The 18,001-nt window shown below is 75.4% G+C and carries 13 protein-coding genes; 11 read left to right on the top strand and 2 right to left on the bottom strand.

The features are described 5' to 3' along the window. Nucleotides 1-358 precede the first annotated feature (358 nt). Complete coding sequence (locus tag ABT238_RS34695) at nt 359-1,675, bottom strand: alpha/beta fold hydrolase (protein WP_350804249.1); 1,317 nt, start codon at nt 1,673-1,675, stop codon at nt 359-361. 545 nt (nt 1,676-2,220) lie between these two features. Here ABT238_RS34695 and ABT238_RS34690 point away from each other — a divergent pair. The 7 genes from ABT238_RS34690 to ABT238_RS34660 all read left to right on the top strand — a co-directional run bounded on the left by ABT238_RS34690 (nt 2,221) and on the right by ABT238_RS34660 (nt 12,373). Continuing rightward, entirely contained in the window at nt 2,221-4,341 is a 2,121-nt protein-coding gene (locus ABT238_RS34690; RefSeq protein ID WP_350804251.1) for an amylo-alpha-1,6-glucosidase, read from the top strand. A gap of 138 nt (nt 4,342-4,479) precedes the next feature. After that, on the top strand, nt 4,480-5,238 hold the full coding sequence (locus ABT238_RS34685; RefSeq protein WP_350804242.1) for an NUDIX hydrolase: 759 nt from the start codon (nt 4,480-4,482) through the stop codon (nt 5,236-5,238). Between the two features lie 252 nt (nt 5,239-5,490). Then, nucleotides 5,491-7,050 (top strand): ATP-binding cassette domain-containing protein, encoded by a 1,560-nt coding sequence (locus ABT238_RS34680; protein WP_350804239.1) that lies wholly within the window; start codon nt 5,491-5,493, stop codon nt 7,048-7,050. Beyond that, entirely contained in the window at nt 7,047-7,958 is a 912-nt protein-coding gene (locus ABT238_RS34675) for a hypothetical protein (RefSeq protein ID WP_350804236.1), read from the top strand. The genes ABT238_RS34680 and ABT238_RS34675 overlap by 4 nt, the downstream gene beginning before the upstream one ends. 109 nt (nt 7,959-8,067) lie before the next feature. After that, nucleotides 8,068-8,997, top strand: coding sequence for a FadR/GntR family transcriptional regulator (locus ABT238_RS34670; protein WP_350804233.1), 930 nt, complete (start codon nt 8,068-8,070; stop codon nt 8,995-8,997). Nucleotides 8,998-9,573: 576 nt separating this feature from the next. Then, complete coding sequence (locus tag ABT238_RS34665) at nt 9,574-11,226, top strand: RNA polymerase sigma factor (protein ID WP_350565313.1); 1,653 nt, start codon at nt 9,574-9,576, stop codon at nt 11,224-11,226. Nucleotides 11,227-11,446: 220 nt separating this feature from the next. Continuing rightward, nucleotides 11,447-12,373, top strand: a complete 927-nt coding sequence (locus ABT238_RS34660; protein ID WP_350565311.1) for a S1 family peptidase — start codon at nt 11,447-11,449, stop codon at nt 12,371-12,373. Between the two features lie 191 nt (nt 12,374-12,564). Here the strand turns inward: ABT238_RS34660 and ABT238_RS34655 are convergent, their stop codons facing one another. After that, nucleotides 12,565-12,795 (bottom strand): DUF7455 domain-containing protein, encoded by a 231-nt coding sequence (locus ABT238_RS34655; protein ID WP_350565309.1) that lies wholly within the window; start codon nt 12,793-12,795, stop codon nt 12,565-12,567. Between the two features lie 538 nt (nt 12,796-13,333). Between ABT238_RS34655 and ABT238_RS34650 the strand changes: the two genes are divergently transcribed. From ABT238_RS34650 to ABT238_RS34635, 4 genes are all read left to right on the top strand, one after another. Further along, nucleotides 13,334-15,445, top strand: coding sequence for a DNA gyrase/topoisomerase IV subunit B (locus tag ABT238_RS34650; RefSeq protein ID WP_350565308.1), 2,112 nt, complete (start codon nt 13,334-13,336; stop codon nt 15,443-15,445). Nucleotides 15,446-15,599: 154 nt separating this feature from the next. Next, nucleotides 15,600-16,085 (top strand): DUF1453 domain-containing protein, encoded by a 486-nt coding sequence (locus ABT238_RS34645; RefSeq protein ID WP_350565306.1) that lies wholly within the window; start codon nt 15,600-15,602, stop codon nt 16,083-16,085. Between the two features lie 26 nt (nt 16,086-16,111). Beyond that, nucleotides 16,112-17,272, top strand: coding sequence for a histidine kinase (locus ABT238_RS34640; protein WP_350565304.1), 1,161 nt, complete (start codon nt 16,112-16,114; stop codon nt 17,270-17,272). Beyond that, the gene (locus ABT238_RS34635) at nt 17,269-17,934 is read left to right on the top strand and encodes a response regulator (RefSeq protein ID WP_350804213.1); all 666 of its coding nucleotides are present in this window, start codon (nt 17,269-17,271) and stop codon (nt 17,932-17,934) included. The genes ABT238_RS34640 and ABT238_RS34635 overlap by 4 nt, the downstream gene beginning before the upstream one ends. Nucleotides 17,935-18,001: the final 67 nt, after the last annotated feature.

Here is an 18,001-nt window from a genome sequence, read left to right as displayed (position 1 = left end):
CTACGTCCGGCCGGACGCCCGCGCCGAACCGCTGGCCGCCGCGCAGGCCCTGGTGCCCCCGGGAGCGGCGCGGGCGCCGTGGCCCGCGCCGCGCGGGTGCGCTGCGGGACGGCCGGGGCCCGCTGCGGCACCGCTCCCGGGGAACGGTGCCGGCCGCCGGGGTGGCGGCGCGCCCCGCGTACGGCAGGCACCGCCCGCCCGGTGCCCGGGCCGGCGCCCTCCCCGGCGGCCGGCCGCCGGCGGGGCCGGTTCCGCGGCGCGCGCGGCGCGGCGGCGGGGCACCATGGGCGCTGACCTCCTGGCGGTCGCGGCGGGCCGGGCGGGCCCGGCCCGCCCGGCGGCCGGTGCCGGTGGCGGGCTACGCCTCGCCGCGCGCCATCGCGATCAGGCGGTCGAGCACCTTGCCGCCGCTGACCCGCAGTCCGTCGTGCTCCCACTCGTTGGTGATCCAGGTCCGCAGCCCCCGCACGGCCCGCGCGGTCTCCAGCGAGTGGGCGGTGTCGACGTACATGTCGTCGTGGTACACCGCCGCGACCACCGGCACCTCGTTGGCGGCCAGCCGGGCCGGGTCGTAGAGGTCGGGCCAGTCCGTGCGCGCGGCCAGCAGCTCCGCGGTCTCCTTCAGCGGGCGCAGCGCCGGATCGGTGTCGAACATCCAGGGGTAGATCATCTCCCCGGTGAACAGCACCGGTGCGCCGGACTCCAGCGCGGCGCGGGCGTCGAACCGCGGGAACTGCGCGCGGACGCGCTCGGCGGACCAGCCGGTGCCGGCCGGGTCCACCGAGCGCTGGCCGTAGATCGACTCGTGCAGGACGGCGTAGAGCGGGCCCTGGGCGAAGGAGAGCTGCGCCTGGGCGCCGGCGAGGAAGGTGTCGGAGAGCTCGGGTCCGGCCGGGCCCTCCACCCAGGCCTCCTCCAGCAGGTAGTGGAGCGTCCCGGAGCCGCTGCCGCCGCCGAGCAGCATCCCGAGCGCCTGGAACGCCTCCACGGTGAGCCGCCCGCCGTCGGGCAGGACGGCGGGGGCGTCGGCGAGGTGCGCGGCGATCCGCCGCACCGCCTCGACGTCCTGCGGGAAGCGCGCGAAGTGGTCCTCGTTCTTGCGGACGACGCGCGGGTAGGCGGCCCGGTAGACGTCGTCGGCGGAGGAGCGCAGGCCGGCCAGGCCACCGGTGACGAAGGCCTGCTCCAGTCCCTCGGGAGCGATCGAGAGGTAGGTGAGGGTGCAGAAGCCGCCGAAGCTCTGGCCGAGCACGCTCCACCGGCGGTCGTCGCCGATCAGCCGGCGGCGGATCAGTTCGGCGTCGCGCACGATCGAGTCGGCCCGGAAGTGCGCCAGGTAGTCCGCCTGTTCCTTGGCGCCGCCCCGCCGCGCCAGCGTCTGCCGGGTGGCGGGCGTGGACCGCCCGGTGCCGCGCTGGTCGAGCAGCAGCACCCGGTAGTCGTCGAGCGCGCGCTCCAGCCAGCCGTCGCGGCCGAGCGGCCGGCCGGCCTTGCCGCCCGGGCCGCCCTGGAGGAAGAGCAGCCACGGCAGCCCGGTGTCCCCGGAACGGCCCGAGGCGACCACCTCGCGGGCGTAGACCTCGATCTGCTCGCCCTCGGGGGCGGCGTGGTCGAGCGGCGCCCGGAAGACGTGGTCGGTGAAGGCAATCCCGGGCAGCCGGCTGGCGGTGGACATACAACTCCTCGGTTTCTGCTGGTCACAGCGGTCGCGTCGGCCCCGGCCGGGGTTGCCGGTGGCGGGGCCGCGACCCCCGCACCGTATCCTGGCCGCGGCCCGGGGCCGCCCCCGCGGCCACCGCCCACGACCGCCCACCCGGCGGCCCGGGAGGCGGGCACGACGGACCGGCGGCGACCGCGGCGACGGTGCGGCGCCCGGGCGGGAAGCGGACCCCGCTCGATCCGGCGGGCGTGACCTGTCACCGGTCTCCGGCGTTGACCCCGGGGGCCCTGTGTCCGGGTGCCGCCCGGCGGGGACGGGGCGCCGGCGCCCGGCCCGGGCGGGCCGCGGCGACGCCAGGGAACGAACGGCGCGGGGCCGGTACCGACTCGGTGCCGGGCACCGCTTGGCACGGCCCGGCACCGGGTACGGCCAGACACGGCACAGCGGCCGGCGGGGCGTCCGCCGACCCGCACCAGCACGCACGCGATCGAGCATGCTCGCGGCCCATCGGCCCTGACCGGCCACCGGACCGCCGAGGGGAGGAGAATCCGGTGACCGCGATGAGGCCACCACAGGCCACACCCGCCGAGAGTGTGGTCGGTGCGCCGAGACCGGCCGGCCGGCCGGACCAGGCCCAGCCGGCCGGCCCCGGCGGCGCGGCCCGGCCCGCGCCGCCGCGCCCGCAGCCGGCCGCCACGCACCACGCGGTGCTCTGTGTGAACGCGCCCGCGATGGCCGCCTCGGGCCCCGACGGCCAGCTGCGCGGACACGGCCTGCACGGCTTCTACCGCTCCGGCGTCCGGGTGGTGGCCCGGATGGAGCTGCGCCTCGGCGGGGTCGAGCCGCTTCCGCTCCAGGGCACCCTGACCTCGGCGGCCCAGGCCCGCTTCCTGGGCGCCGTGCGCCTGCCCGGCGACCTCGACCCGGATCCGGCGCTCACCGTCGAGCGGCTGCGCCACGCCGACGGCGTGGAGACCGTCACGGTGCGCAACGCCGGCAGTCGCCCGGCCCGCCTGCCGCTGGAGATAGCGCTCGCCACCGACCTCGGCCCGGTCGGCGAGATCGCCGCCGGACAGCGGCCCCCGGACCTGCCCGGCCAGGTGCAGTCCGCCGGGCTGCGCTGGGCCGGGCCCGCGCACAGCGCCACGGTCAGCGCCCAGCCCTCGCCGCACGCGGTGCTGGCCGGCGCGGGCGTGCTGCGCTGGGACCTGGACCTCCAGCCGGGTGCGCGCTGGTCGGTCGAACTGCGGGCCGGGCTGGAGAGCACGGTGGCCGGCCCGCGTCCGCCGGGCGGCCGCGGGACCGGCGTCCCGCTCCCGTGGGCCGAGCCCGAGGTGCGCTGCGACGACCCGCGCGCCGCGCTGGTGGTGTCCCGCTCCCTGGACTCCCTCGGCGGGCTGCTGTTCGCCGACCCCGACCGGCCCACCGACCTCTACCTGGCCTCCGGCGCGCCCTGGCGGTTCGGCCTCGCCCCGGCCGACGCGCTATGGGCGGCCCGGCTGACCCTGCCGCTCGGCACCCGGCTCGCCGCCGGGACCCTGCGCGCCCTGGCCCGCCGTCAGCAGCCGGCCGCCGCACCCGGCCAGGGCCCCCGCCGCCCCGAGGGACTGCTCCCCGGCACGCTGCGGCACGGCGGTCCCGAGCTGCCGCCGACCTGTACGGCCACCGAGGCGACCCTGCTGTTCGTCACCGTGCTGGCCGAGGCCTGGCGCTGGGGCCTGCCCCGGGCGGAGGCGGCCGAGCTGCTCCCCGCCGCCGAGCGGGCGCTCGGCGCGCTGCGCGAGGGCCTGGTGGACGGTTTCGTCACCGACCTGAGCCGCCCCGTCGAGGAGCGCTCGGCCCACCCGGTGCCCGCCCGGGCCGAGGTGCAGGCCCAGGCGCACCGGGCCGCCCTGCACGGCGCCGAACTCCTGGAGGCCTTCGAGCGGCCCGGGGCAAAGGAGTGGCGCGACTGGGCGGCCGCCCTGCGCGGCCGGTTCCGCGAGCGGTTCTGGGTGGACGACCTCTCCGGTGGCCGTCCCGCCGCCGGGCTCGCCCCGGGCGGCCAGCCGCTGCCCGCCGTGGCCGCCTCCCTGGTCCACCTCCTCGACCCGGGCCTGTCCGCCGGGGGCGGTCGGCACGAGAGCCTGCTGGACCGCGAGCAGACCAGGCTGCTCGCCCAGCGGCTGGCCGCGCCCGAGCTGGACAGCGGCTGGGGGCTGCGCACGCTCAGCGCCAAGTCGCCCCGGTTCAACCCGCTGGGCCACCGCAGCGGGGCGGTGCGCGTCCACGAGACCGCGCTCGCCGTCGCCGGGCTCGCGGAGGCCGGCTACGAGAACGAGGCCGGGGCCCTGCTGGAGGGGCTGCTCGGCGCCGCCGCCCACTTCGAGGGCCGGCTGCCCGAGATGTACGCCGGGGAGCAGTGGACGCCCGGCTGCCCGCCGGTGCCCCACCCGGGGGCCTGCCGACCGGCGGCGGTCTCGGCCGCCGGGGCCGCGCACGCGGTGTTCGCGCTCGCCGGGGTGCGCCCGGACGTCCCCGGCGGGCGGGTGCTGGTCCGCCCGGCCAGCACGGCGCCGCTCGGGGAGCTGGAACTGACGGGGCTGCGGGTGGCCGGCGAACCGTTCTCGGTCCGGGTCAGCCGGATCGGTGTGGCGATGGTCGAGGAGGCGTCCGCCGAGCTCCAGCTGGTGGCCCGCTGACGCCGCCTCCGCTGCCGCCGCCCGGGCGCGGGCCGGGTTCCACCGGCCCGCGCGGGGCGGAGGGCGGCCGGGGCCGCCGCGGCACGGCCCCTCCGCGGGCCTGTGCTTATCGTCAGAGAGACGACTATGATCGTCGCCATGTCGCGTTATGACCCGTCGGCCTTCCCCCCGTTCGCAGTCACGGTCGACCTGGTCGTGCTGACGGTGCGCGAGCACGCGCTCTGTGCCCTGCTGGTCCGCCGGGGCGAGCCGCCCTACCAGGGCTACTGGGCGCTCCCCGGTGGATTCGTGCGCCCCGACGAGGGCCTGGCCGAGGCCGCCTCGCGGGAGCTGGCCGAGGAGACCGGCCTGCGCGCCCACTCCGCCCCCGGCCACGACGCGGCCGGGCCCGGCACCGCCGGCGCCCACCTGGAACAGCTCGCCACCTACGGCCACCCCCAGCGCGACCCCCGGATGCGGGTGGTCAGCGTCGCCTACCTGGTGCTCGCGCCCGACCTGCCGACCCCGCGCGCCGGCGGCGACGCCAGCGGCGCCCGCTGGGCCCCGGTCACCGAACTCCTCGGCCCGAACCAGGTCGACGGCGTCCCGCTCGCCTTCGACCACGGACTGATCCTGGCGGACGGGGTGGAGCGGGCCCGCTCCAAGATCGAGTACTCCTCGCTCGCGACCGCCTTCTGCTCGCCCGAGTTCACCGTCGGCGAGCTGCGCCGGGTCTACGAGGCGGTCTGGGGCGTGGTGCTGGACCCGCGGAACTTCCACCGCAAGGTGACCGGCACCCCGGGCTTCCTGCTGCCCTCGGGCGGAACGACGACCCGTCAGGGCGGGCGCCCGGCCCAGCTGTTCACCGCCGGCGGGGCCAATGTGCTCAACCCGCCGATGCTGCGCCCGGAGTCCTGAACCGCCTCGGCCGAAGTCCTGAACGGTCCCGCCCGGAGTGCTGGAACCGTCCGGGCCGGTGGCGCCCGGATGTCTCGGTCGCAGGATCGGATTGTCCCCTGATCGGGTGAGGTGTGCGGGCGGCGGGCCCGCGCCGCTCCCGCAATGCCCGGAATCGCCGGTGCGGACCCCTAATGTGCTGGCGCGGAACCGTGCGGGTGCGACCCTGCGCCGCGCGGACCAGGTCGGCCGAGGGCATGGGAGCAGCCAGCGATGATCCAGATCACCGGACTGACCAAGGTCTACCGCCGGGGTGTTCCGCCGGCGGTCCTGGATCTGACCTTCGAGGCCCGCCCGGGCACGGTGACGGCGCTGCTCGGCCCCGAGGGGGCGGGCAAGACCACCGCGCTGCGGCTGATGCTGGAGCTCGAACGGGGCCGGGGCGTCACGCTCTTCGCCGGCCGTACCTACCGACGGCTGCGCCGGCCCGAGCGCGAGGTCGGCGTGGTCCTCGCCGGAGCGGGCGGCGCGCCGGGGGCGGCGGAGGCCGTCGGGCACCCCGACCGGAAGGCCCGGGGGCACCTCAGGATGCTGGCCGCGGCCGTCGGCGTGCCGGCCTCCCGGGCCGACGAACTCCTGGAGCAGATCCGGCTCGCGGCCGTCGCCGACCAGCGCCTGCGCACCTTCTCGCCGGGCATGCACCGGCGGCTGGCCCTCGCCGCCGCGCTGCTCGGCGAGCCCGGCACGCTGCTGCTGGACGCGCCCACCGAGGGCCTCTCCCCGCGCAACGTGGAGTGGTTCCACTCCTTCCTGCGCTCCTTCGGCGCCGCCGGGAGCACGGTGCTGGTCACCACCCGCACGCCGCAGGAGGCCGCCCGGCTCGCCGACCGGGTGATCACCCTGGACGAGGGCCGGATGGCGGCCGACCAGCCGGTGGCGGAGTTCCGGCGCACCCGGCTCAGCCCCGAGGTCGCCGTCCGGGGGCCGCAGATGGCCCGGCTCGCCGACCTGCTGGCGGGCTGCGGCGCGCAGGTCCGCAGGGACGGCGGGGCGGGGCTCGCGGTGGCCGGGATCGGACGGACCGAGATCGGCGAGCTCGCCTACCGGCACGGCATCCTGCTGCACGAACTCGCCGACCGGGTGGCCGAGCAGCCCGCTCCCCGGGCCGCCCTGCCGGTCGGCTCCGGCCGCTCGGGGCACCTGCAGGTGCAGGCCGGGCCCGAACCGGCCCGCCCGCCGAAGACCCGGGCGGCGGGCGCCGGCGCGAAGGAGCGGGCGAAGGAGCGGGAGCCGGCGCTGCCGGTGGCCGCGGCGGCCCGGACGGCCGAGCAGGGGAAGACGGAGCCCGGCAGCGCCGCGGCGGCCCCGTCGGCCGCCGCCGAGCGGGAGCGGGACCCCGGGCCCACCCTCGCCCTTCCGGTCGCGGCCACGGCCGGGTTCTCCGCCGCGACCGCGCTGTCCGCGCTCACCGCCCGCAGCGGGATCCGGGCCGTCCCCCGGCGCCCGGCCGCGGGGCGGCGCGGGGCCGGGGACGGCCGGCGGCGCGAGGAGGAGGCCTCACCGACCGTCGCCGTGGACCGGCTCTTCCGGGAGGGGCTGACCGGCCTCGCCCGCTCGGCGGACGGCCACCCGGGCCAGAGCCGCCAGAGCGGCCAGACCAGCCAGACCGGTCGGAGCGGCCGGGCCGCGGACCTGAGAACGGACGACACCGTCCGCCTGGGCCGGGTCGCACCCCCCTCCGCCGCGCACCCGCCCACCGAGCCCGCCGGTCCGGCGGGGCCGGACCGGGGCGGCGTGGTTGTTCCCGTGACCTCCGACCTTGGGAGCGAGTGACCGTGCGAGTTCTGGCCTACGAGCTGCGCCGGGTGCGCGGCCTGCGTTCGACCTGGCTGCTGCTCGGCCTGGTGCTGCTCTGCGACGCCGCGGTCGCCGGCGTGCTGGCGGGGCAGACGGCCGACGGCGACCTCGGCGGCGCCGCGGCGGTGCGGCTGCTGACCGCGGCGGTGCCGCTGGTGCCGCTGCCGTTCGCGGCGCTGGGGGCCGGGGTGCTGGGCGCGCTGTCGTACGGGCACGAGGTGCGGCACCCGGGGCTGGCGGCCTCGCAGGTGGGCTATCCGCGCCGGGTGGGGCTGCTGGCGGCCAAGCTGCTGGTGACCGGCGCGCTCGCGGCGCCGCTGGCCGTCGCGACGCTGCTGGTCGACGCGGTGGCCGTGCACCTGGCGCTGCCGGCCGGGGTGGCGGTCACGGCCTGGTCGGACCCGGCCGCGCTGTCCGGGCGGGTCGCGCAGGCGCTGGACGCGGCCGGTCTCGGCGGCCCCGGCGAACTGCCGGGGGCGCTGGCGCCGCTGGCCCTGGGGGCCGGGCACGGGGCGCCGGCCGCGCTGGCGGCGTTCGTCCTGCTGGTGGTCGTGGCGGGCTGGACCGGGGTGCTGACCGCCGCGCTGACCCGCAGCGCGGTCGCCGGGGTCCTGCTGCTCTGCGCCCTGCCGCCGCTGCTGGAGTCCGGGGTGGCGCTGCTGCTGCGGCAGACCGGGACGGCCTGGCCCGCCCGGGCGGCGGAGCTGCTGCCGTTCCAGTCCGGGATCGAGTGGGCGTACGGATGGGTGTACGGCGGGGACCGCCGGGTTGCGGCCGGCGGTCCGGCGCTGACCGATCCGGTGCTGCTGGCCGCGGTGGCGGCTCCGGCGTTCGCGTTGCTGCTGGTCACCCTGCTGGTGCAGGTCAGGCGCCGGTCGCTGTGAGCCGCCGCCCGGCGGGGGCGGTTCGTCAAGATCGACCAAGGGTGACCGGAATGCGCCCTTCGCCCTGATAAGAAGTCAATTATCCAGTCACGGTCGATCACCCTTTCGTGTGCTTTTCACGAGAATTCTCAAGCTGTGCCCGCCGATCGCCGACAAAGGACCTGTGAACACCCTTGCGCACCCCACCATGACCCCCGCCCGTTCCGCCGACGGGGCCATCCCCGGCCCCGCCGACCTGGACCGCTTCTCCTACGACCGGCCCACCCCGCCGGCGCCCCGCTGGGAGGGTGCCGAGTCGGACCTCGCCCGGGTCGGCCGCAAGACCACCAGCAGCCGTGGCCGCGGCCTGCACGGCCAGCTCGTCCAGCAGCTCGGCCAGATGATCGTCTCCGGCGACCTCGGCGCCGACCGGCCGCTCGTCCCCGAGGAGATCGGCCAGCGGTTCGAGGTCTCCCGCACCGTCGTCCGCGAGTCGCTGCGGGTGCTGGAGGCCAAGGGCCTGGTCAGCGCCCGCCCCAACGTCGGCACCCGGGTCCGCCCGGTCAGCGACTGGAACCTGCTCGACCCGGACATCATCGAGTGGCGCGCCTTCGGTCCGCAGCGCGACGAACAGCGCCGGGAGCTGTTCGAACTCCGCTGGGCGATCGAGCCGCTGGCCTCCCGGCTCGCCGCCGGCCACGGCCGCGAGGACGTCCAGCAGCGGCTGGCCGAGCTGGTCGAGATCATGGGGCACGCCTGCGCCCAGGCGGACCTCGCCACCTACGCCCGGGCCGACGCCGAGCTGCACGGCCTCGTCCTGCAGCTGGCGGGCAACCGGATGCTGGAGCACCTCTCCGGGATCGTCGCCTGCGCGCTCCAGGTGTCCGGCGGTCCGGCCACCTCCTGCGAGCGGCCCTCGGAGTCCTCGGTCGGCCTGCACGCCCGGCTGGTCGACGCGCTCGGCGCCGGCGACGGCACCGCCGCCGAGAGCACGATGCGCTCGCTGCTCACCGTCCACCCCGAGATGGAGCCCTCCGTCCCGGCGCCCCGGGAGCACTGAGCGGACCGTTCGGCGACCGGGTGCCGCCACTGCGCCCCGCGACCCGTCCACGGACCGCCCCCGCCATGATCCGTCCGACCGCGACCGTCCCGCGGCCTTCCGCCGCCCCCTCCGCGACCCTGGCCCTCCGGCTGCCGCCACGGTGCAGCCGGGGGGCCTCCGCGCGTCCGCCCGGCGGACCGGGGCGGGCGGAACCGGAGCCGGATACGGACCGGAGTCCGACCGGAGCCGGACCGGAGCCGGACTCTGATGGCGTGTCCATGATGAGTGGCTTCGGCGCGCGTGGGGGATGATGGAAGTCGGCCCCGGGCCGCGGCCGCCGTCCGGTGTGACCCGCGACACGAAGGCCATGCGTAACACTTGACGAGTAGCAGCGATGTGTCCTGAGCGGAAGCAGCTCCGGAATACCCCAACATGTCAGAATGCTGTGTTGGTCCGCGGCGCTGCTGCCGTCCTGCAAACCCAGTCCTCAAGCCCGAGTCGGTCGGAATCGACACCGCGTGCCCGACGCGCGATCTCCTTCCCCGCCCGCTCGGGCGGCCGGTACGGGTTCGAGTCCACTCATCGTCCGAGAGGTTGTTCGTGTCGGCCAGCACATCCCGTTCGCTTCCCCCCGAGATCGCCGAGTCCGCGGCTCTGCTGGCGCTCATCGAGCGGGGCAAGGCCCAGGGGCAGATCGCCGGTGACGACGTGCGCCAGGCGTTCGAGGCGGACCAGATCCCGGTCACCAAGTGGAAGAACGTCATGCGCAGCCTCAACCAGGTGCTGATTGAGGAGGGGGTGGACCTCATGGTCAGCGCGGCCGAACCGGCCGGCGCCAAGCGCAAGAGCGTTGCTGCCAAGAGCCCCGCCAAGCGCACGGCGACCAAGGCGGTCACCACCCGGACCCCGGCCGCCCCGTCGGCCCCGACCAAGCCGCCCGTGCGCATCGCGCCCGGTGCGACCATCTCCACCCCGGCGGTCGCGGCCGCCGCCGCGCCGGTCAGCACGGTGTCCGCCGAGATCACCGCGGAGGCGACGGCCGCGTCCGGCGCCGAGGTGAAGGCGGCCCCGGCGAAGAAGGCCGCGCCGGCCAAGAAGGCCGCCGCCAAGAAGACCACGGCGCCGGCCAAGAAGACCGCCGCCAAGAAGACCACCGCCGCCAAGACGGGCAAGGGCGACGAGGAGCTGCTCGGCGAGGAGGAGCTGCTGGAGGAGGTGGCCCTGCCGGGCGACAAGCCCGGTACCGAGGGCGACGCCCCGGAGGAGGAGTCGGAGGGCTTCGTCCTCTCCGACGACGACGAGGACGACGCGCCGGCCCAGCAGGTGGCCGTCGCCGGTGCCACCGCCGACCCGGTCAAGGACTACCTGAAGCAGATCGGCAAGGTCCCGCTGCTCAACGCCGAGCAGGAGGTCGAGCTCGCCAAGCGGATCGAGGCCGGCCTGTTCGCCGAGGACAAGCTCTCGGCCGCCGACAAGCTCGCCCCCAAGCTCAAGCGCGAGCTGGAGATCATCGCGGAGGACGGCCGCCGCGCCAAGAACCACCTGCTGGAGGCCAACCTCCGCCTGGTCGTCTCGCTGGCCAAGCGCTACACCGGCCGCGGCATGCTCTTCCTGGACCTCATCCAGGAGGGCAACCTCGGTCTGATCCGTGCGGTCGAGAAGTTCGACTACACCAAGGGCTACAAGTTCTCCACCTACGCGACCTGGTGGATCCGCCAGGCGATCACCCGCGCGATGGCCGACCAGGCCCGCACCATCCGTATCCCGGTGCACATGGTCGAGGTCATCAACAAGCTGGCCCGCGTCCAGCGCCAGATGCTCCAGGACCTGGGCCGCGAGCCCACCCCGGAGGAGCTGGCCAAGGAGCTCGACATGACCCCCGAGAAGGTCATCGAGGTCCAGAAGTACGGCCGCGAGCCCATCTCGCTGCACACCCCGCTGGGCGAGGACGGCGACAGCGAGTTCGGTGACCTCATCGAGGACTCCGAGGCGGTCGTCCCGGCCGACGCGGTCTCCTTCACCCTGCTCCAGGAGCAGCTGCACTCGGTGCTGGACACCCTGTCCGAGCGCGAGGCGGGCGTGGTCTCGATGCGCTTCGGCCTGACCGACGGTCAGCCGAAGACGCTGGACGAGATCGGCAAGGTGTACGGGGTCACCCGTGAGCGCATCCGCCAGATCGAGTCGAAGACCATGTCCAAGCTGCGGCACCCGTCGCGCTCCCAGGTGCTGCGCGACTACCTGGACTGATCCACCGGATCACCGGATCACCGGTACCGCTCCTCGGTACCGACCGGAAGGCCCGGAGCCCCGTGCTCCGGGCCTTCCGGCCGTTCGGGGCCGGTGGGCGTCAGCGTCCGGGTGGCCGTTGTCCCTCGTCCGGGTGGCGGCGCGGCGGTGAGCGGTCGCGGACCGTAGCCGGTCACCTACGCTGTGCCGGTTGCCTGCTGCCGAGCCACCTGGAGACACGGTGTCGCCCACCCCGGACCGTCCGGACCGCGCCGACCTGCCGACCGCCGCGCCCGCCGTCGCCGCATCCGCCGCACCGGGCGCCGCGCGGGTGTCCCGGCGGCGCCGGACCGCCGCGCTGGCGCTGCTGGCCGCGCTGCCCGCGCCGCTGCTCGCCCTCGGCCCGGCGGCCCCGGCCGCCCAGGCCCGGCCGCAGGGCCGGATCGTCGGCGGGGGGACGGTGAGCACCGGCGACCACCCCTGGATGGTCGCGCTCGGCAGCCGCCAGCAGTTCGGCTCCGCCCGCTCGGGCCAGTTCTGCGGGGGAGCGCTGGTCACCCCGACCAAGGTGGTCACCGCGGCGCACTGCTTCTACGACGAGTCCACCGGGCACCAGGTGGACCGGCCGGGCCTGCGGGTGGTGGTCGGCCGGGACGACCTGCGCGGCTCGGCCGGCCGTGAGGTGACGGTGCGCGACGTCTGGGTCCACCCCGACTACTCCTTCGCCACCAACATGAACGACGTGGCGGTGGTCACCCTCACCGAGTCCCAGGGGAGCCGGCCGGTGATCGGCCTGGTCGGCCAGGGTGAGACGGAGCCCTACCGGCCGGGGAACCGGGCGCAGGTGTACGGCTGGGGGGACACCAGCGGCCGTGGCGACTACTCGCCCGAGCTGCGCAGCGTGAACGTGCCGATCATCCCCGACCAGGCCTGCGCCCAGGCCTACCCGGGCGGGCCGGACGGGCGCTTCGACGCCAGGGGCATGGTGTGCGCGGGCGAGCAGCAGGGCGGCAAGGACGCCTGCCAGGGGGACAGCGGCGGTCCGCTGGTGGTCGCCGGCCGGCTCGCCGGGCTGGTCTCCTGGGGGACGGGCTGCGCCGAGGCCGACCACCCGGGCGTCTACACCCGGATCGCCTCGGTCACCGACGCGGTGCGCGCCGTTCTGTAACCGCGCGGGCACCCGGTGTTGACCGTTCGGGCCGCGCCCCCGGGGCTGCGGCCGGAGGGGCGGGCGGAGCCGGCCCGGGAACGACGAAGCCGGGCGACCGGCCCCCGCAGGGGCGGTCACCCGGCTCACCCGGTCACGCGCGGTGCGTGGCCGGACACGCAGCTCGACGCTGGTTGCCGGTGGGCGCTGGATCAGCGCTCGTCGTCGGAGGCCGTGGCGGTCGTGGTACCCAGGCGGCCGCTCTCGTCCTGTATCTCCACGGCGATCTTCTTGAGCTCGGGCTCGAACTTCCGGCCGTGGTGGGCGCAGAAGAGCAGCTCTCCGCCGCTGGCGAGTACGACGCGCAGGTAGGCCTGGGCGCCGCAGCGGTCGCAGCGGTCAGCCGCGGTGAGCGGGCTCGCAGGTGTCAGAACAGTAGTCACGTCGCCTCTTCTCTAGCTCGACGAGCTGTCGTACCAGGGTCAACATCCAACCAGGCCGAAAACGTTCCCGCTCGTGGCTTTTCTTCTCTGAGGATTCTGCTGTGTTGATGAGGACGTGCCCCGGGGGCCGGTGGTTCATGCGTACCGAATCCCAGGATCCGCCCGTCGCTCGAACGCCCGATCGGAACCGGATGCTGGAGTCCGCGTAGCATAATCCTCTGCTGGGTTGGAGCATAAGCCCCGTCCCGGGCCCCGGTAGCCTGCATAACGGCAGTTCCGGAGCCCGCACCCGGTCCCACGGTCCGCCAGGAGCGGTGGTACCGGGAGGAGATGGAGCCCCGGCGTCCCGAATCCGGCACGGCCCTTGTTCGCGCAGCGCGTACAAGCTGCGCGGGACCGGTCCGCCGTGCTGTGCACCCAGCGGAGGGGTGCGCACACGCAGGGGAACGGCTGTCGGTGCGGTGTGCTGCACTGGCGGGCGGTCCGGGCACGCCCGGATGTGACCGATGAGACAGAACTTGACCGAGGAGAGTGCCGCGTGAGTGCCGAAACGACCGTGCCGTCCGCTCTGCTGGCCGGCGACGACGGTTCCAACTACACCGCTCGGCACCTGCTCGTCCTGGAGGGCCTGGAGGCGGTCCGCAAGCGCCCCGGCATGTACATCGGCTCGACCGACAGCCGGGGTCTCATGCACTGCCTCTGGGAGATCATCGACAACTCCGTCGACGAGGCGCTGGGCGGCTACTGCGACCGGATCGAGGTCGTGCTGCACGACGACGCCTCGGTCGAGGTCCGCGACAACGGGCGCGGCATCCCGGTGGACGTCGAGCCGAAGACCGGGCTGTCGGGCGTCGAGGTCGTGATGACCAAGCTGCACGCCGGCGGCAAGTTCGGCGGCGGTTCCTACGCGGCCTCCGGCGGCCTGCACGGCGTCGGCGCCTCCGTGGTCAACGCGCTCTCCGCCCGCCTGGACGTCGAGGTCGACCGCGGCGGCCACACCCACGCGATCAGCTTCCGCCGCGGCACCCCCGGCATCTTCACCGAGACCAGCCCGGACGCCCCCTTCGAGCCGGCCAACGGCCTGACGAAGGCCCGCAAGGTGCCCAAGACCCGCACCGGAACCCGGATCCGCTACTGGGCCGACCGGCAGATCTTCCTCAAGGACGCCCGGCTCTCCCTGGAGAACCTGCACAGCCGGGCCCGGCAGACCGCCTTCCTGGTGCCCGGCCTGACCATCGTCGTGCGCGACGAGCGGCTCACCGAGAGCGACCAGGTCGAGGAGAGCACCTTCCACTACGACGGCGGCATCGCCGAGTTCTGCGAGTTCCTGGCGCCCGACAAGCCGATCTGCGACGTGCTGCGGCTGCACGGTGAGGGCACCTTCAAGGAGACCGTGCCCGTCCTGGACGACCTCGGGCACATGACGCCCACCGAGGTCACCCGGCAGCTCGGGGTGGACATCGCGCTGCGCTGGGGCACCGGCTACGACACCACGCTGCGCTCCTTCGTCAACATCATCGCCACCCCCAAGGGCGGCACCCACGTCACCGGCTTCGAGCGCTCGCTGGCCAAGACGGTCAACGAGGTGCTGCGCGCGAGCAAGCTGCTGCGCGTCGCCGAGGACGACATCACCAAGGACGACGCCACCGAGGGCCTCACCGCCGTGGTCACCGTCCGGCTCGCCGAGCCGCAGTTCGAGGGCCAGACCAAGGAGGTGCTCGGCACCTCGGCGGCCAACCGGATCGTCGCGGCCGTCGTCGCCAAGGAGCTCAAGGCCTTCCTCACCTCCGCCAAGAAGGACGAGAAGCTCCAGGCCCGGTCGGTGCTGGAGAAGGTCGTGGCCGCCGCCCGCACCCGGGTCGCCGCCCGCCAGCACAAGGAGGCCCAGCGCCGGAAGACCGCGCTGGAGACCAGCTCGCTGCCGGCCAAGCTGGCCGACTGCCGCAGCGACGACGTCGACCGCAGCGAACTGTTCATCGTCGAGGGCGACTCCGCGCTCGGCACCGCCAAGCTGGCCCGCAACTCCGAGTTCCAGGCGCTGCTCCCGATCCGCGGCAAGATCCTCAACGTGCAGAAGGCGTCCGTGAGCGACATGCTCAAGAACGCCGAGTGCGCGGCGATCATCCAGGTGATAGGGGCCGGTTCGGGCCGCACCTTCGACATCGACCAGGCCCGCTACGGCCGGGTCATCTTCATGGCCGACGCCGACGTCGACGGCTCGCACATCCGCTGCCTGCTGCTGACGCTGTTTCAGCGCTACATGCGGCCCATGGTCGAGCAGGGCCGGGTCTTCGCGGCGGTGCCGCCGCTGCACCGGATCGAGCTCACCAACCCCAAGCGCGGGCAGGAGAAGTACCACTACACCTACTCGGACGCCGAGCTGCGCTCCACCCTGCTGGAGTTCCAGCGCAAGGGCCTGCGCTGGAAGGACCCGATCCAGCGGTACAAGGGCCTGGGCGAGATGGACGCCGACCAGCTGGCGGAGACCACCATGGACCCGCGCCACCGCACGCTGCGCCGGATCAACCTGGGCGACCTGGAGCAGGCCGAGAAGGTCTTCGACCTGCTGATGGGCAACGACGTGGCGCCGCGCAAGGAGTTCATCGTGGACTCGGCGGCCACCCTGGACCGCTCGCGCATCGACGCCTGAGCCGGCCGGGCGGCACGGGGCCCTCCACCCACGGGTGGAGGGCCCCGTGCCGCAGGTTCCACCGGCGGTCCACCCCGGAGCCGATCAGCCCGGGGCGGTGGATCCGTAGCGTCGAAGAGGTCGGCCCGAACCTCTTCCCGGACGGAGAAGCCCCATGTCTGCCCAGGTCAACGCCGCCCTGGTGGTCGCGGTGACGGTGCTGGTGCTCCAGCGCCAGCTGCGCCCCCGGCGCCTGGACACCGAACGCCGCTTCTGGGTGCTGCCGCTGGTCCTCGGCGCGGTCGCGCTGCGCGACCCGCAGCTGCTCGACCGCCGGGACACCGCCTGGTCCGTGGTCCTGGTCGGCGGCGGGCTGCTGACGGTGCTCGCGGCGGGCTCCGTCTGGGGCTGGACCGTGCGGATCTGGCGGGAGGCGGACGGGACGCTCTGGGTCCGGGGCACCAGGGCGACGCTGGCCGCCTGGGGCGGGCTGGTCGCGATCCGGTTCGGCCTGTTCGGGCTCGGCGCCGCCCTGCACGTGCGCCAGTCGGGCAGCGCGCTGCTGCTCGGCCTGGCGGTCCTGCTGCTGGTCCGCACCCTCGTGGTGAACCGGAGGGCGCGCACGCTGGAACCACCGGTGCGGGCCGCCGTACCGTGCTGACCGCCGGAGCTCACCAGGAGGAACGCTTGGCCGGGTGGTACTGGACCCGCTGGCCGTCCCGCGAGGGGCTGCGGTACGACGCCGAGAGCCGGCCCCGGCGGATCCTCACCGTCCTCGGCCGGCTCGTCGTGCTGGTCAGCGTCTGCTGGGGGACGCTCACCGGCGGCAGGTACGCCGGCTGGGCGGTCCTGGTCGTGGTGGCCGGGCTGGGCGCGGCGGTCGCCCTCGCCGCCGGCTACCTGCACGCCAGCTGGGAGCAGTGGGCGGCTCCCGCGTACGCGCTGGCCGCCGGGGTGTTCGCGGCCGCCTGGCTGGCCAACTGGGGGCAGGCCCTCCTGCTGGCCGACGTGCTCTGGTACGGGCTCGCGGTGACCGCGGTGATCCGGTTGCCGCCCGGGCCCGCGCTGCTCGCGGCCGGTGCCTCGCTCGGCTCGTACGCCGCGGTGAGCACGGCGAGCCGGCTGAGCGTCATGGCGACCGTCGGCGGTCTGCTGCTGCTCGGCTACCTGTTGCGGCTGGACATCGAGGCGCGCGGAACCGCGCGCCGGCTGCTCGACCAGGAGCGGGCCGCCCGGGCCGCCGAGGCGGAGAGCGCCGCGCTCGCCGAACGGGCCAGGATCGCCCGGGAGATCCACGACGTGCTGGCGCACAGCCTCTCCGCCCAGCTGGTCCACCTGGAGGCGGCCCGGCTGATGCTGGACTCCGGCACCGAGCGGGAGCGGATCCGCGAGCGGGTGGTGGCCGCCCGCCGGATGGCGCAGGACGGGCTGGCCGAGACCCGGCAGGCGCTCTCCGCGCTGCGCGGCGAGTTCACCCCGGTCGGCGAGTACCTGGTGGAGCTGACCGGGCGGGAGCGCGCGGCGTTCGGCGTGGTCGGGACGCCGCGTCCGCTGGCCGCCGAGGCGGGGCTCGCCGTCCGGCGCACGGCGCAGGAAGCGCTGACCAACGTGCGTAAACACGCCCCCGGCGCGCGATGCACGGTGGAGCTGCGCTATCGGGCGGACGACGTGGAGCTGGAGGTGCGGGACCGGCGCGCGGGACGGGCCGAGGCGCCCGGCGGTCTGGCGGCCAGCGGTGGCGGGTACGGTCTGCTCGGGATGCGCGAACGCGCGGAACTGCTCGGCGGCACCCTGCTGGCGGGCCCCCACGAGGGAGGATGGCGCGTGCTGCTGCGGGTGCCGGCATGACGGGGCCGGCGGTCACCAGGGTGCTGGTCGCGGACGACCAGACGGTGGTCCGCGAGGGCATCGTGATGCTGCTCGGGCTGCTGCCCGGGATCGAGGTGGTCGGCTCGGCGGCGGACGGCGAGGAGGCCGTGGCACTGGTCGCCCGGCACCGGCCGGACGTGGTGCTGATGGACCTGCGGATGCCGCGCTGCGACGGGGTGGAGGCGACCCGGCGGATCCGCGCCGGGCACCCGGGCACCGAGGTCGTGGTGCTCACCACCTACGCCGACGACGACTCGCTGTTCCCGGCGCTGCGGGCCGGGGCGCGCGGCTACCTCACCAAGGACGCGGGCGCCGAGGAGATCGCCCGGGCGGTCGCGGACGTCCGGTCGGGGGCGGCCGGGCTCTCGCCGCAGGTGCAGCTGAGGCTGCTGGAGCGGCTGGCGGGGGACGCCCCGGCCGGGGCCGCCGAGCTTCCGCCCGGGCTGACCGCGCGGGAGGCGGAGGTGCTGGGGCTGATCGCGCAGGGGCTGTCCAACACCGAGATCGCCCGGCGGCTGTACGTCAGCCCGGCCACCGTGAAGACCCACATCAACAACCTGTTCGCCAAGACCGGCGCGCGGGACCGGGCGCAAGCGGTCGCGTACGCCTTCCGACACGGAATCACCGGGTCCGCGCAGTAGTCGGATGAGTGTCTGTCGGATCATCGATCACCTCATCGAGTGAACGTATCTGCGTTGGGAGTTTGGG

It is taken from the genome of Kitasatospora sp. NPDC001527 (genome assembly GCF_040298605.1).
GTDB lineage: Bacteria > Actinomycetota > Actinomycetes > Streptomycetales > Streptomycetaceae > Kitasatospora.
The sequence above is the reverse complement of the archived record's forward strand: the minus strand, read 5'-3'. Positions and strand labels throughout refer to the sequence as shown.

Bases quoted from the DNA above. Each gene is read 5' to 3' on its own strand.
- ABT238_RS34690 (WP_350804251.1), top strand. From the start codon at position 2,221: ATGAGGCCACCACAGGCCACACCCGCCGAGAGTGTGGTCGGTGCGCCG.
- ABT238_RS34635 (WP_350804213.1), top strand. From the start codon at position 17,269: ATGACGGGGCCGGCGGTCACCAGGGTGCTGGTCGCGGACGACCAGACG.
- ABT238_RS34680 (WP_350804239.1), top strand. From the start codon at position 5,491: ATGATCCAGATCACCGGACTGACCAAGGTCTACCGCCGGGGTGTTCCG.
- ABT238_RS34645 (WP_350565306.1), top strand. From the start codon at position 15,600: ATGTCTGCCCAGGTCAACGCCGCCCTGGTGGTCGCGGTGACGGTGCTG.
- ABT238_RS34685 (WP_350804242.1), top strand. From the start codon at position 4,480: ATGTCGCGTTATGACCCGTCGGCCTTCCCCCCGTTCGCAGTCACGGTC.
- ABT238_RS34695 (WP_350804249.1), bottom strand. From the start codon at position 1,675: ATGTCCACCGCCAGCCGGCTGCCCGGGATTGCCTTCACCGACCACGTC.